Source organism: Pantoea dispersa, assembly GCF_019890955.1.
GTDB lineage: Bacteria > Pseudomonadota > Gammaproteobacteria > Enterobacterales > Enterobacteriaceae > Pantoea > Pantoea dispersa.
The window spans coordinates 598,299-611,752 of sequence record NZ_CP082346.1 but is presented as its reverse complement, the minus strand read 5'-3'; the positions used below and the strand labels follow the sequence as shown (position 1 = coordinate 611,752).

At 58.1% G+C, this 13,454-nt stretch carries 12 protein-coding genes and 1 tRNA gene; 7 read left to right on the top strand and 6 right to left on the bottom strand.

All coding sequences use genetic code 11. The annotated features are described in order from the left end of the window. Positions 1 to 61: 61 nt before the first annotated feature. On the bottom strand, positions 62 to 1,315 hold the full coding sequence (locus K7H94_RS02865; RefSeq protein ID WP_033852815.1) for a tyrosine-type recombinase/integrase: 1,254 nt from the start codon (positions 1,313 to 1,315) through the stop codon (positions 62 to 64). 186 nt (positions 1,316 to 1,501) lie between these two features. Next, positions 1,502 to 1,586, bottom strand: a tRNA-Leu gene (locus tag K7H94_RS02860). Positions 1,587 to 1,835: 249 nt separating this feature from the next. On the opposite strand from K7H94_RS02860, the gene K7H94_RS02855 reads away from it, so the two are divergent. Further along, positions 1,836 to 2,351: a YjjA family protein gene (locus K7H94_RS02855; protein ID WP_021506733.1), complete on the top strand. Its 516-nt coding sequence runs from the start codon at positions 1,836 to 1,838 to the stop codon at positions 2,349 to 2,351. A 109-nt stretch (positions 2,352 to 2,460) separates the two neighbouring features. Here K7H94_RS02855 and pdxR read toward each other — a convergent pair whose 3' ends face one another. Continuing rightward, positions 2,461 to 3,840 (bottom strand): MocR-like pyridoxine biosynthesis transcription factor PdxR, encoded by a 1,380-nt coding sequence (gene pdxR / locus K7H94_RS02850; RefSeq protein ID WP_222951610.1) that lies wholly within the window; start codon positions 3,838 to 3,840, stop codon positions 2,461 to 2,463. Between the two features lie 120 nt (positions 3,841 to 3,960). Between pdxR and K7H94_RS02845 the strand changes: the two genes are divergently transcribed. The 5 genes from K7H94_RS02845 (at position 3,961) to K7H94_RS02825 (ending at position 7,444) form a co-directional block, all read left to right on the top strand. Next, complete coding sequence (locus K7H94_RS02845) at positions 3,961 to 4,386, top strand: GNAT family N-acetyltransferase (protein WP_059011143.1); 426 nt, start codon at positions 3,961 to 3,963, stop codon at positions 4,384 to 4,386. Positions 4,387 to 4,397: 11 nt separating this feature from the next. Continuing rightward, positions 4,398 to 5,003, top strand: a complete 606-nt coding sequence (locus K7H94_RS02840) for an FMN-dependent NADH-azoreductase (RefSeq protein WP_222951609.1) — start codon at positions 4,398 to 4,400, stop codon at positions 5,001 to 5,003. Positions 5,004 to 5,015: 12 nt separating this feature from the next. Then, a complete protein-coding gene (locus K7H94_RS02835) occupies positions 5,016 to 5,495 on the top strand; it encodes a carboxymuconolactone decarboxylase family protein (RefSeq protein WP_021506730.1) in 480 nt (159 codons plus the stop codon). A gap of 95 nt (positions 5,496 to 5,590) precedes the next feature. Further along, entirely contained in the window at positions 5,591 to 6,226 is a 636-nt protein-coding gene (locus tag K7H94_RS02830) for a hypothetical protein (RefSeq protein WP_021506729.1), read from the top strand. 540 nt (positions 6,227 to 6,766) lie between these two features. Then, positions 6,767 to 7,444, top strand: a complete 678-nt coding sequence (locus tag K7H94_RS02825; RefSeq protein ID WP_021506728.1) for a MarC family NAAT transporter — start codon at positions 6,767 to 6,769, stop codon at positions 7,442 to 7,444. Positions 7,445 to 7,556: 112 nt separating this feature from the next. Here K7H94_RS02825 and K7H94_RS02820 read toward each other — a convergent pair whose 3' ends face one another. From K7H94_RS02820 to K7H94_RS02810, 3 genes are read right to left on the bottom strand one after another with little or no spacing between them, the layout of a single operon-like run. Next, on the bottom strand, positions 7,557 to 8,807 hold the full coding sequence (locus K7H94_RS02820) for a c-type cytochrome (RefSeq protein WP_222951608.1): 1,251 nt from the start codon (positions 8,805 to 8,807) through the stop codon (positions 7,557 to 7,559). 4 nt (positions 8,808 to 8,811) lie between these two features. Further along, complete coding sequence (locus tag K7H94_RS02815; RefSeq protein WP_125311423.1) at positions 8,812 to 10,581, bottom strand: GMC family oxidoreductase; 1,770 nt, start codon at positions 10,579 to 10,581, stop codon at positions 8,812 to 8,814. Between the two features lie 32 nt (positions 10,582 to 10,613). Further along, positions 10,614 to 11,345 carry a gluconate 2-dehydrogenase subunit 3 family protein gene (locus tag K7H94_RS02810; protein ID WP_222951607.1) on the bottom strand — a complete coding sequence of 244 codons (732 nt, stop codon included), beginning with the start codon at positions 11,343 to 11,345 and terminating at the stop codon, positions 10,614 to 10,616. Positions 11,346 to 11,870: 525 nt separating this feature from the next. Between K7H94_RS02810 and K7H94_RS02805 the strand changes: the two genes are divergently transcribed. Then, a complete protein-coding gene (locus tag K7H94_RS02805; RefSeq protein WP_420874720.1) occupies positions 11,871 to 13,445 on the top strand; it encodes an ABC transporter substrate-binding protein in 1,575 nt (524 codons plus the stop codon). Positions 13,446 to 13,454: the final 9 nt, after the last annotated feature.

Genomic DNA, 13,454 nt, shown 5'->3' with positions numbered 1-13,454 from the left:
TAGACCGCTTTAACTTATGCAAAGTCCCCACTCCGCATGTTGTGGGAGAAACCGCGGCTAATCACCGCCCAAACTTGGCAAAGTCAAACGGACTCACCGCCTTATCCCTATTCGCATCCAGAAAATCAGCCCACCATTGCAGCATCAGTTTGCGCTCATCAAGATGCTCGGCTTTGTGAATGTAAGCCGCTCGCACAGAGTTACGCTCCATATGGCTCATCTGCCGTTCCACTGCATCTCTCGACCACAACCCTGACTCAATCAACGAACTACACGCCATTGTCCTGAAACCGTGACCGCAGACTTCAACCTGTGTGTCATATCCCATCACTCGCAAAGATTTGTTCACCGTGTTTTCACTCATCGGTTTGCGAGGGTTATGATCGCCAATAAAGATCAGTTCATGATCCCCACTGAACGTCTTTATCTGCTCGAGAATCGCCAGAGCTTGACGGGAAAGTGGAACCAGATGAGGTGTCCGCATTTTCGAACCTCGCTGTGAGTGCTTTACTCCTTCGATAACTTCCCGCTCGGCTGGAATCGTCCACATTGATGTTTCAAAATCGATCTCGGACCAACGAGCAAAACGCAATTCACTGGAACGAATGAAGACAAGGAGGGTTAGCTCAACGGCAAGGCGAGTCAGCGGCCTACCGGTATAGCTGCCTATGCGCTGAAGCAGTTCGGGTGTCCGTTTCAATTCAAGAGCTGGTCGATGTTGCCGGTTACCTGAAGCAACGGCACCGACCATCTCCTGCGCGGGATTGTAGTCGAGCAAACCGCTCTGTACGGCATAACGCATTATTGCCGTGGTTCGCTGTTGCAGACGGGAAGCCACTTCAAGTCGTCCAGAAAGTTCTACGGCTTTTATAGGAGCTAACAAATCCCGCGTTTTTAGCTCGGCAATGTTGCGTTTACCAATGGCAGGAAAGAGGTTGTCCTCCAGGCTTTTGAGCACTCGTCGGCTATGTTCTTCCGACCACTTTTTATTTGTGGCATGCCACTCAACAGCAAGCTCCTCAAAAGTGCGCGCTTCTTCTTGTTCAACCTTATCACTTTTCTTTTTGTCTCCCGGGTCGATGCCGTTTGCCAAAAGCTTCCGAGCATCATCACGACGCGATCTGGCATCTGCAAGAGACACATCAGGATATACGCCTAAAGCCAGCATCTTTTGCTTCCCGCCAAAGCGGTACTGCAGACGCCAGTATCTTGAACCATTGGGGTGGACGAGAAGATGCATACCGTTGCCATCGGTCAGCTTATATTGCTTATCCGTTGGCTTCGCTGTTCTGACTTTGATATCTGTTAGAGCCATGCTTATCCCCTCCCTGTTGGTACAAGCATTATCGAACCGGAAATACCATCATCTGTACCAACATGTGTTGGTAGATGTACGTTGAAGCCGGTTGACCTTGAGAGAGTTAATATAGCGAGAAAGGTAGATAAATGCTGGATTTTAGACATAAAAAAAGACCTCAGTTGAGGTCTATTTACATACTGTTGGTGCCGAAGGCCGGACTCGAACCGGCACGTATTTCTACGGTTGATTTTGAATCAACTGCGTCTACCGATTTCGCCACTTCGGCACTGAAGAGGATGCGGAAAACGTGGGCGATTATACCGTTACGCGCTTGCGGCGCAACCGGAATCGATGGGGATGTGCACTAAGCGTCGAAAAAAGCAGCGCTGTCAAAAACGCTGCGCAAAACCCCGGCAATCACCTCCGGAACACTCCCAAACTCGCGCGCGGCGGCCACTTCTCTGGAACTTTCTGCCGCTGCATGCCTCTTAACCACAACTGACGCCGTCAGACGTATAAGCACAACGAGGTTGAGATGAAAAAAGCAACACAACGGTTAGTTTGGGGATGGGGTATCGCGGCGGCACTGGTGGCCGGTAGCGCATCGGCGGCGAGCTGGCAGGATCAGCTGAGCAGCGCCGCATCGCAGCTGTCGCAGCAGAACAGCGGCAACACCGCCACCAGCAACACGCAGAACGGCGGACTGTCGCTCTCTTCGCTCAGCGGCCTGCTGAACGGCGGTGATAAAGCGGTGAGCGCCAACAGCATGACCAACGCCGCCGGCGTGATGGAATATTGCGTGCAGCACAACGTGGTGGATAACAACGTGAAATCAGTGAAGGATCAGGTGCTGAGTAAGCTGGGCCTGAGCAGCACCACCGCGCAGCAGCAGAAAACCGATTACCAGCAGGGGCTGCAGGGCCTGCTGAACACCGGCAACGGCCAGCAGCTGAATCTGCAGAGCCTGAGCAACTCGCCGATGGGTGAGAAGCTGAAAACCAAAGCCTGCGATGTAGTGCTGAAGCAGGGCAAAAAATACATCGGCATGTGATTCCTTCGCGCGGGTTCAGGGGCCGCCTTCCTGCCGTCTGAATCGCCGCTCACCTTATGCCAGCCGGCGCGGGCTGTCCCCCGCGCCCTCTTCTCTCGCCACGTAGCCGCTATATCGCCAGCAACGCCCGCGTCGCATCCGCCACGCGCGCCAGCAGCGCCCTCGCCTGTTCAAACGACTGAATATTGGTGTAGCCAATCACCAGGCCGTAGCGCTTTTGCGTCTGCGCGTACCAGCCCGACAGTGGCCGCACGTACAACGCCTGCTGCGCCCACAGCGTCGCCAGCGCCACGTCCTGCGTGCCGCGCCGCAGAAACGCCACGATGTGCATGCCGCCGTCGGTCAGCTCAAAGGTAAACAGCCCCGGAAAGCTGGCTTCGATGGCCTCCAGCATCATGCGGCGCCGCTGCTGATACAGGATGCGCATCTTCTTGATGTGGCGATAAAAATGCCCTTCGCTGAGAAACTGCGCGAGGATTTTCTGCGGCAGCAGCGGCAGGCCGGTTTCCAGAATCTCGCCCAGCTCGCCGAACTGCGCCAGCGTGTGCTGCGGCATCACCAGATAGCCGATGCGCATCGCCGGCATCATGGTTTTGCTGAAGGTGCCGGTGTAGATCACCCGGTCGTGCACATCCAGGCTTTTCAGCGCCGGAATCACCTTACGCGTGTAGTGAAATTCGCCGTCGTAATCATCCTCAATGATCAAGCTGTCATGCTGCTGCGCCCACGCCAGCAGCTGATGCTTGCGCGGCAGCGACAGGCTGACCGCCAGCGGGCTCTGGTGCGTTGGCGTTACCACCGCAAAGCGCGCGTCGGCGTGATAGCGCAGCAGATAATCCACGTCGACGCCCTGCCCATCCACCGGCACATAGTGCAGGTTGGGTGCGATGCGCTTCAGCAGCTGCTGGCCGAAGAAGTAGCCGGGATCTTCGAACAGCACTTTGTCGCCCGGCTGCGCCAGCACCGCCAGAATCAGTCGCAGGTTGGCACGGTAGCCGCTGGTGATGAAGATCTGCTCCGGCTGGCAGGTGAGGCCGCGCGAGATGTTCAGGTAGCTGGCGATGGCCGCCCGCAGCGGTGCATATCCCATCACCGGCGGTATCATCATCTCGTCCGGCCGCAGGCTGCGCGCCGCTTTCGCCGACATCAGCCGCCACTTTTTATGCGGAAACTCGTCCAGCGCCGGTATGCCGAGCCGCAGCTCGCCTTTGCCCTCGGTCACCGGCAGCAGCGCGGGCGTCGTCGCCGGTGCGCGCGGTGGCGTGGCTGCGCTCGCCAGCTTCAGCTGCGGATTAACGCGCGTACCCTTCGCGCCCTGGCTGACAAAATAGCCTTCGCCGATGAGGATTTCATAGGCGGCCTCCACCGTTTTGCGCGCCACCTGCAGCTCGCCCGCCAGCACGCGGATCGCCGGTACGCGGTCGCCCGGCCGGAGCTGTCCGGCAAGAATCTGCTGCCGGAAGCGCTGGTAAATCTCTTTGTAACCCACGCGTCACTCCTTTCTCAGCCACGGCGCTATGTCCTACCTGTTTTCACGCGTAATGGCCCTGTTCGCTCAGACATAGCAGTTTAAGATGCAGGCATTCCCCCTGCAATACGGATGACAGCCATGAAGATTGTGCATTACGCCACCGCAGAACAACTCGCGCGCTGCTACCCGCTGATGCGTGCGCTGCGCGGGCGGCTGGCGGATGAGGCGCAGTTTATCGCTCAGGCGCAGCGTCAGCAGGCGCAGGGTTATCGCCTCGCCGGTATCGAACATCAGGGACAGCCGGCGGTGCTGGCCGGTTATCGCCTGCTGGAGAATTTTATCCACGGCAGCTTCTGCTACGTCGATGACCTGGTGAGCGATCCCGCGCTGCGCGGTCAGGGCTTCGGCGCCGCGCTGCTCGACGGCTTAGCAGTGCTGGCGCGGGAGTACGGCTGCCACCGTATGGTGCTGGATACCGCAATCAGTAATACCCGGGCGCAGGCGTTTTATCAGCGCTGCGGCTATCAGGCGCTCGGCCTGCATTTTTATCGCTCTATCGTATGAGGAATCACTGCATGAATGTGCTGCACATTAAAGTCAGCCCGGATCTGACGGGATCGGCGTCGCGCATCGCCTCAGCGCGTCTGATCGAAAAGCTGCGCAGCCGCCATCACGATCTGCACGAGACGGTGCTGGATCTGGCGCAACAGCCGCTGCCGCATCTGGATGCCTTTACCATCAGGGCTTTTTTTACCCCACCAGAGGCGCGTGATGAAGCGCAGCGTAACGCCATTCGCACCTCGGAACAGCTGGTGGATCAGCTGTTTGCCTGCGACACCCTGGTTATCTCATCGCCGATGTGGAACCTCGGGCTGCCGTCGGTATTGAAAGCCTGGTTCGACCATATTACCCGCGCCGGCCGCACCTTCGCCTTTACGCCTGAAGGCACCAAAGTCGGGCTGGTGAGCGGCAAAAAAGTTTACTGCGTGATGGCCAGCGGCAGCGTGTTTGCCCACGGGCCCTTTATGCAGGATGACCAGTTCACGCCGTACGTGCGCGCGGCGCTGGCGTACATCGGCATCAGCGATGTGCAGTTTATCCGCGTCGACGGCACGCACGACCCGCTCAGCCGTGCCCGCGCGTTACCCGAAGCACTCGAAACCATTGAACGTCTGTTCTGACGGAGGAAAATCATGACTCAACGCGTTAACCATTTCAAAACCACCCCGGCGCTGGCCAAAGCGATGTCGGATTTGTCGAACAGCGTCGCCAGCGCGTCACTGGAGAAGTCGCTCAGGCATCTGGTGGATATCCGCGCCTCGCAGCTCAACCACTGCGCGTTCTGCCTCGATATGCACATCAAGCAGGCGGCGATTGACGGCGAGCATGAGCTGCGGCTGCACCATGTGGCGATCTGGCGTGAATCGCCGCTGTTCAGCGCGCGGGAGAAAACCGCCTTTGCTCTGACCGAAGCGCTGACACGCATTGGCGAGCACGGCGTTGACGAGGCGCTGTACGGCGAGCTGCGCGCGCACTTCTCCGAGGTGGAGATCAGCGAGCTGACCTTTAAGATCGCGGTGATCAATACCTGGAACCGGCTGATGATCCTGTCGCAGATGGCACCCGGCGCGCTCGACAGCGCTTACGGGCTGGATCGTGCTGATTTGCGGTAATTTTTATCGCCAGTGGCTGCGGCTGCTGGCGATAGCATGTTTTTCTGCGCGCCCTGACGCTATAGTGAAGTTTTGCACCACACAGGACACCGCGCATGAAAGGCATCAACATTGCGATTTACTTCGATCCCGACCTGATTCGCATCTGCGTTCACCAGCCGGATGACAGCTACCTCAGCCAGACGTTTCATTACGCCGACAGCGTGATTGAGGAGATCTATCAGTGGCTGGAGCAGTTCACGCCGGGTCGCACCCATATTTGCCTGATTGAGCACGACACCGCCGATATCCTCGCCGATGAGCTGGTGGACAACGGTTATCACGTGCATCAGGTGAGCCAGCATGCGCTGCTTAGCTGGTTCGCCAGTGAACCGCCCGCCACGCCAGACGGCTCGCCGGTGCGCGCGCTGCTGCGCTATCTGGAGAACGAGAAGCCGGCAGAGTATCAGTCACGCACGCCGCAGATTGAAGCGCTGATGGAGTTGCTGGACGAGCTGGACGATCTGGAAGGCGTGGAAAGTGAGGAAGATGAGGATAACCTGCCGGATAACGTGCTGCGCCTGATGAAGCAGAAGAAAATCAGCGCCAGCGACGCCGCTCAGCGCCTGTTGCCAGACGTGAATGAACGCATTCGCGAGCATCTGATTCATTATCCCGAGCTGATGACGCCGGATCTGCTGGAAGATTTTTTCCCCGAGCTGCTGGAAGCGATGGAAACGCCGAAGCATTGATGCTGCTTTGCGCCGTGACGGGGAATGCAGATGACTGAGTCTGCCCCGTTAATCGCACATTCTGTAGCGGCGCGATTTTTCGCGCGCCCTGGACAGCCGCATCGCTGTCTGATGCGCAATAAATTGCGCCGCTACGGGTTGGGTGCAATAAGAGCGCGTCTGAATGCTTTGCGCCACGATGGGAAATGCCGATGACTGATTCTGCTCCATTAATCGCACATTCTGTAGCGGCGCGATTTTTCGCGCGCCCTGGACAGCCGCATCGCTGTCTGATGCGCAATAAATTGCGCCGCTACGGGTTGGGTGCAATAAGAGCGCGTCTGAATGTTTTGCGCCACGATGGGATATGCAGATGACTGAGTCTGCCCCCGTTAATCGCACATTCTGTAGCGGCGCGATTTTTCGCGCGCCCTGGACAGCCGCATCGCTGTCTGATGCGCAATAAATTGCGCCGCTACGGGTTGGGTGCAATAAGAGCGCGTCTGAATGATGTGCCTGTTAACCGCGCCATCATGGGCGCACCTGGATGTGGAATAAATCATGCTGGAACTGTTCAAAGCCATCGGGCTCGGCCTGGTGGTGATTTTGCCGCTTGCTAACCCGTTAACCACCGTGGCGCTGTTTCTCGGCCTTGCGGGTGACATGAACTTTCAGGAACGCAATCGCCAGGCGCTGCAGGCGTCGATCTACGTGTTTCTGATTATGATGGTCGCCTGGTACGCCGGTAACGCGGTGCTGCACACCTTTGGCATCTCCATTCCCGGCCTGCGCATGGCCGGCGGGCTGATTGTCGCCTTTATCGGCTTTCGCATGCTGTTCCCCGCCAAACCGGTCGGGCATTCGGTGGAGGCCAAACACAAGCTGGATGAACTCGACGCCAGCGACGACCCGCGCGAAACGGTGAATATCGCCTTTGTGCCGCTGGCAATGCCGAGCACCGCCGGACCGGGCACCATCGCGATGATCATCAGTTCGGCCTCGACGGTGAAAGCCGGCGTTGATTTCCCCGCGTGGGTGGTAGCCATCGCGCCGGTGCTGACGTTCCTGGCGGTGGCGGTGATTTTATGGATTTCGCTGCGCAGCTCCGGCGCCATCATGAAGCTGGTCGGCAAAGGCGGCATCGAAGCGATTTCGCGCCTGATGGGGTTTTTACTGGTGTGTATGGGCGTGCAGTTTGTCATCAACGGCGTGCTGGAAGTGGCGCACACCTTTCATTAAACAATAAAAAATCGCACCGTACGGTAGCGGCGCGATTCATCGCGCAATGCCCGCCATCACGCGACGCCGGGCATTGCCATCAGGACAGCGCGCCAGGTCGCGCCGCTACATTTTAGTGCAGCGTTTTCCGCACATCCGCCACCTGTTCTTTCGTCACTGCCGGCGCGTGGTTGCTCCAGCCCTGACGAATAAAGGTGGCCAGCTGCGCCACTTCATCATCGGTCAGACGATACGCAAACGGCGGCATCGCCAGCGTCGACGGCGCTTTCTCCGTTGAGGGCTGCTGCGCACCGGCCAGAATGGTGTGAATCAACCCGCTGGGGTCCTGCGCATTGACGATAGTGGCCTGATCCAATTCCGGGAAGATCCCCGGTGCGCCTTTGCCGGTGACAAAGTGACAGGCACCGCAGTTATCGAGATACAGACGCTCGCCTTCGCTCAGATTCTTCGCCGCCGTCAGCTTCGCCTCGGTCTTCTGCTGCGCCTGCACGTCATACGCCTGCAGCGGCGGATTGCCACCGAGGAACTTCAGGTAAGCGGCAATCGCTTGCAGATCGGCATCCGTCATGTGCGAGCTGGAGTGCTCCACCACGGACGTCATCTCGCCGCCCACCGCGGCTTTATCGTTACGTCCGGTTTGCAGATAATCGACAATCTCCTGCTCGCTCCAGCGTGGCACACCGCGCAGCGACGGCACCTCCCAGTTATTCAGGCTGCCGCCGGCGAGGAAGCGATCGTCGCTGCTGTCCAGCGCCTTCTCGTTCATGCCGAGGCCGCGCGGCGTGTGGCAGCTACCGCAGTGGCCGAGGCTTTCCACGATGTAAGCACCGCGATTAACCTCCGCCGACGCGCCGCCAATCGGCTGGAACGGCTTATCTGAGGTAAACGCCCAGTTCCAGAAACGCATGCCCCAGCGCTGGCTGAACGGGAAGCTCAGCTTGGTTTCCGGCGGCTGCGCGCTATCTGGCTTCACGCCCTGCATGAAGTAGACGTACAGCGCGTGCAGGTCTTCATCGCTGATTTTGGCGTAATCCGGGTACGGCATCGCCGGGTAAAGGCGCGAGCCGTCCGGCAGCACGCCTTTGCGCACCGCGTCCGAGAACTGCTGCTCGCTGTAGTTGCCGATGCCGTGCTGTTTATCCGGCGTGATGTTGGTGGAGTAAATGGTGCCGAGGTTCGACTCAATCGCCAGCCCGCCGGCGTAATCCGCTTTGCCGGCTACGGTATGGCACGCCATACAGTCGCCAAGGCGCGCCAGATACTCGCCTTTTTTAATCAGTGATGCGTCATCTGCTGCCTGCGCCTGCACCGCACAGCTGCCCAGCAGCACCGCGTGAGCGATTAACAATGATTTTAATTTCATGTGCTTATGCCTGTACCAGTGGGCCGGGATTCTGCAAATAGTGCTCTTTAATAGCCTGCGCCGCCATCAGGGTAATCGCGCCGATGGTGTCGGTCGGGTTCGCCTGGAAGTTCTGCGGGAAGGCGTTACCGCCCGGCACAAACACGTTGTGCACATCCCAGCTTTGCAGGTACTTGTTCAGCGCCGAGGTTTTCGGGTTGTCGCCCATCACCGCGCCGCCCACGTTGTGGGTAGAGACGTATTTGGTCAGGTCAAAGTCAGCGCCCATCGGCAGGAAGCTCATGCTCATGCTGTCCGGATTCAGCTCTTTGGCGATATCGCCAACGATGCCTTTCAGGTGCTGCTGCAGCTTGAGCTCGTTCTGTTTCCAGTTAAAGGTCATGCGCAGCAGCGGCTGACCGCGATGGTCGGTGTAGTGCGGATCCAGATCCAGATAGATATCGCGGTACGACTGGCAGGTGGTGGTAATACTGATCTTCATCGAATGGTTGTACCACTGCTCCAGACCCTCTTTGTACCCCATGCCCCAGCTTGGTGTGCCTTTCGGCAGCGCGGTGCCAATCGGCGTACCGGTTGCCTGCGAACTGTGGATTTTGGCGCCGCCCAGGAAGCCAAGTCCCGGACCGTCGAAGTTGCCGGGCGAGATGTCATTAAACATCTGACCGGTCGCGCCAGCGGTGGCGAAGGCGTTGAAGTTTTTGTCTTTGAAGAACAGCGTGGCGCCGCCGTTGGACAGAAACGCATAGTTACGCCCGACGACGCCCTCTTCGGTGATCGGGTTGTAGGGCTTGCCGATACCGGACAGCAGCATCAGGCGCACGTTGTAAAGCTGGAAGCTGGAGAGCACCACAATCTTCGCCGGCTGGAACACTTCGTTGCCGTCAGCGTCAAAATAGAGCACGCCCTTCGCAGTTTTGCCGTCGTCGTGCAGCACCACTTTGTACACTTCCGCGTGCACTTCATAGGAGAAGTTCGGCATGCGCTTCAGCGCGTCCATCACCGCCGTCTGCGGTGAGGCTTTTGAGTAGTTCAGGCACGGATATTTCGAGCAGTAGCCGCAGTAGTTGCAGGGAGCGATCTGGTTGCCGTACGGGTTTTTCCACGCGCGCGAGACGCAGGCTGACGGGTTCGGGAACGGATGATAGCCCAGCTTCTTCGCCGCCTCTTTGAACATCACGTTGTTCAGCGTATCGTCCAGCGCCGGCAGCGGATACGGCTCAGAACGCGGGCCTTCAAACGGATCGCCGCCTTCCAGAATTTGCCCGCGCAGGTTGCCGGTGGTGCCCGACTGGCCGCAAATCAGCTCAAACTTGTAGAAATACGGCTCGATCTCATCCCAGGTGAACGGGAAGTCCATCACGCGCATGTCATCCTGCAGGATGCCGGGCTTATACGCCTGATCGACGTAGGTTTTCAGTTTGATATCAGTCGGCGTGGGGCGAATCAGTACCGCCGTCCAGTGCATGCCCGCGCCGCCGACGCCGGTACCCGGGGCAAACGCGCCCCATTTACGGGTCGGCAGCGCCGTCTGGTCCATGTTGTAACGCACGGTGACCGCCACTTCTTTCGGCGTGGCGAACACTTTATTGCGCACGTTATAGGCGTACTCATCGGCCGGTTTCGGGTAAGCGAAATCCGGGTAGTCGCGCTCGCCGCCGCGCTCAAGGGCGCGCACGTCCAGTCCAGCCAATGCCAGCTCGATGCTCATCAGCGAGCCGGCCCAGCCGAGGCCGCACACCACGACGTCGACTTCTTTCTTTGTAATCTGTGCCATGTTTTTCTGTCTCACATACCAAATACGGGGATTCAGGCGCGTTCGCCCATCAGGCTGACCGGTCCGAGCGGATACGGTACGTTGTGCTGCTTCACCCACTCGGTGAAGCTGGCGCGTGCCCCCGGAAAGCCGATGGCGATCCAGGCTTTCATGCCTTTGTTGCCGCCGTACATCGGGTCAGCGAGGTAGCCGTGTTTGGTATCGGAAAGCAGCTGGCTGAAGAACTGCGAGGCTTTCAGGTTCGGTTCGCCCAGCGCGGCGAAGTCGATACCGTCGTTTTTATTCACTTTGGTCAGCACCGCGTCTTTCTCAACCAGCGTCAGCTGAGAGAACGCTTTGTGGTAGGTGCTCTGCGTCCACTGCTCCACCAGTTTGATGCCGGTGCGATACATCTGCTGCGGCGTGAACGGGATCTGATAGCCCATGGTGGCGGGCGCGTGCACATCAAACGGCCCCTGCAGGTAGATCTCTGCGCCGAACTCCGGGCTGTGCAGCTGCTGGTCAATGAAGATCGGCACATTGGTTTCCAGCGCACCCGGCGCTTTGCCGTTGCCACCGGCAGGGATCAGGCGATCGGTCGCGGCCAGAATAAATTGCCACTCCTCAGCGCTAAAAAAGATCGGTTTATAGTCGGCAAGGTCCGGTGCTGCCATTTCCGCAGCCTGGGCTGCAGTCAGTCCTTTTAAAACCAGGTCGCTTAATGGCAAAGCCAGCAACGACCCAAGTAAAAACTTACGTCTGGTGGTCGGTTTTTCTAAAAGCATGGCGCGACGACTCTCACTTGCTAAGAAAGGAAATTATTTTTGTTAATAGATTTATAAATCGGCAAACAAGCTGGAAATCTTATGGATACAGATATTTCAGGATGTAAGCATTAAATTATAAATGTGTTTTGATGAGAAACCATCAACCTGACGAAAAGTCGCCAGGCGCTGTGGAAGCGCTTTCGCAGCGGGAATTGCGCTTTTAACCGTACAAATGCCAGGAGATTAGCGCCAGAGACTGGGCAAATGACTGAAACAAATCGGCGTGAGAAATAGTCGCTCAGCTTAATTAATCAGAAAAAATCATACTTCCATACCAGAGCTTATTCTTATCAATAACCGCTTATTGGCTCAATGCGCAACGTCTGAGCGGTTTATTTCCTGAATATGACAGCGCGCGCACAAAATAACCGATTAGTTAATTGCCGGTATTAATTGTTATTTCCGGCACAGCTCAGAACAAACCGGCATTTAGCCAGCAGCGCGACAGCGATAAAGTCGTCGCATCAATTACTCAGGATAATCATGATGCGAGCACTCTTATTGTTCTTCACCTTATTCAGCAGCGCCTTTGCCCTGCAGGCCGCCACGCCAAAAGACACGCTGGTGGTGGCCGTGCCGCTCGACGGCATTATCAGCTTCGACCCGGCAGAAAGTTTTGAGACCGTCAGTAACAGCGTGCAGCGCAATATTTATCAGACTCTGGTAGAGGCCGATCGCGATGCGCCACAAAAACTCGCGCCGCTGCTCGCCACCTCATGGCAGCCCGGCAGCACGCCGCACAGCCTGGTGTTCAATCTGAAACCGGATGCGCATTTCGTTAGCGGTAACCCGGTGACCGCGCAGGACGTGGTGTTTTCGCTGACGCGCGCGGTGCAGCTCAATAAAGCCCCGTCGTTTATTCTCGCTGAGTTTGGCTGGACGGCGGACAACATCGCCAGCCAGCTGCGGGCGGTGAACGATCATCAGCTGGAGATTCAGTGGCCGGCGCAGATTGGTCAGGACCTGGCGCTGCGCCTGCTGACCGCGCCGGTAGCCTCGGTGGTGGACAGCAAAACCGTGCAGCAGCACATCATCGCCAACGACAGCGGCAACGGCTGGCTGCACACTCACTCCGCGGGCAGCGGCGCATTCAGCATCCAGCAATACGTGCCGCAGCAGGCGCTGGTGCTGAGCGCAAATCCGCACGCCAGCCCGCAGCCGCAGCTGAAACGCATCCTGCTGAAAGGCGTGGCCGATGCCGGTGCGCGCCGCCTGCTGATTCAGCAGGGCGATGTCGATGTGGCTTACCAGCTGGGCCCGGACCAGATCGATGCGCTGAAAAACGACAAGCAGCTGCGCATTGAGGCCTTTCCGTCGAGCCTGGTCTATTACCTGGCGTTTAATACGCAAAACAAAGCGCAGCCGGCGCTGGGTAATCCGGCGCTGTGGCAGGCGGCGCGCTGGCTGGTGGATTACAACGCCATTTCACGCGATCTGCTGAAAGGCCAGTACCGTATTCACCAGAGCTTCCTGCCGCAGGGCTTTGATGGCGCGCTGGAGAATCAGCCGTTCCATTATGATGTGGCCAAAGCTAAAGCGATCCTGGCGCAGGGCGGTATCAGGCCCGGCAGCAAATTCTCGCTGACGGTGATCAATCAGCCGCCGTACATCGACGTGGCGCAGGCGCTGCAGGCCAGCTTTGCTAAAGCCGACGTGCAAATTGAGCTGCAGCCGGTGGCGGAATCGGAACTGTGGGGCAAAATGCGCGGACGTGATTTCCAGTCGATTTTTATTTACTGGGGCGCCGACTATGTGGATCCGAATACCAACGCCAGCGCCTTTGCCTATAACGTGCCGGGCGGCTCGAAAACGCTGGCGTGGCGCGTTGGCTGGGAGATTCCCGAACTGAGCGCGCAGACGCGCACCGCAGCCGGTGAGAGCGACGCCAGCCAGCGCCGCGCGCTGTATACCGCACTGCAACAGCGCGTACAGCAGGATTCGCCGTTTGTGGTGATGCTGCAGGGCGCACAGCAGGTAGCGGTGCGCAATAATGTCAGCCACGTGCAGCAGGGCATCGGCGTGAGCCTGCTGTTTTTCGATACAGTAGAGAAGAAGTAGATAGGTGCG

Coding starts and splice junctions, on each gene's coding strand:
- K7H94_RS02815 (WP_125311423.1), bottom strand. CDS start 10,581: ATGGCACAGATTACAAAGAAAGAAGTCGACGTCGTGGTGTGCGGCCTC.
- K7H94_RS02820 (WP_222951608.1), bottom strand. CDS start 8,807: ATGAAATTAAAATCATTGTTAATCGCTCACGCGGTGCTGCTGGGCAGC.
- K7H94_RS02865 (WP_033852815.1), bottom strand. CDS start 1,315: ATGGCTCTAACAGATATCAAAGTCAGAACAGCGAAGCCAACGGATAAG.
- K7H94_RS02830 (WP_021506729.1), top strand. CDS start 5,591: ATGAAAGGCATCAACATTGCGATTTACTTCGATCCCGACCTGATTCGC.
- K7H94_RS02805 (WP_420874720.1), top strand. CDS start 11,871: ATGATGCGAGCACTCTTATTGTTCTTCACCTTATTCAGCAGCGCCTTT.
- K7H94_RS02835 (WP_021506730.1), top strand. CDS start 5,016: ATGACTCAACGCGTTAACCATTTCAAAACCACCCCGGCGCTGGCCAAA.
- K7H94_RS02825 (WP_021506728.1), top strand. CDS start 6,767: ATGCTGGAACTGTTCAAAGCCATCGGGCTCGGCCTGGTGGTGATTTTG.
- K7H94_RS02810 (WP_222951607.1), bottom strand. CDS start 11,345: ATGCTTTTAGAAAAACCGACCACCAGACGTAAGTTTTTACTTGGGTCG.
- K7H94_RS02845 (WP_059011143.1), top strand. CDS start 3,961: ATGAAGATTGTGCATTACGCCACCGCAGAACAACTCGCGCGCTGCTAC.
- K7H94_RS02855 (WP_021506733.1), top strand. CDS start 1,836: ATGAAAAAAGCAACACAACGGTTAGTTTGGGGATGGGGTATCGCGGCG.
- K7H94_RS02840 (WP_222951609.1), top strand. CDS start 4,398: ATGAATGTGCTGCACATTAAAGTCAGCCCGGATCTGACGGGATCGGCG.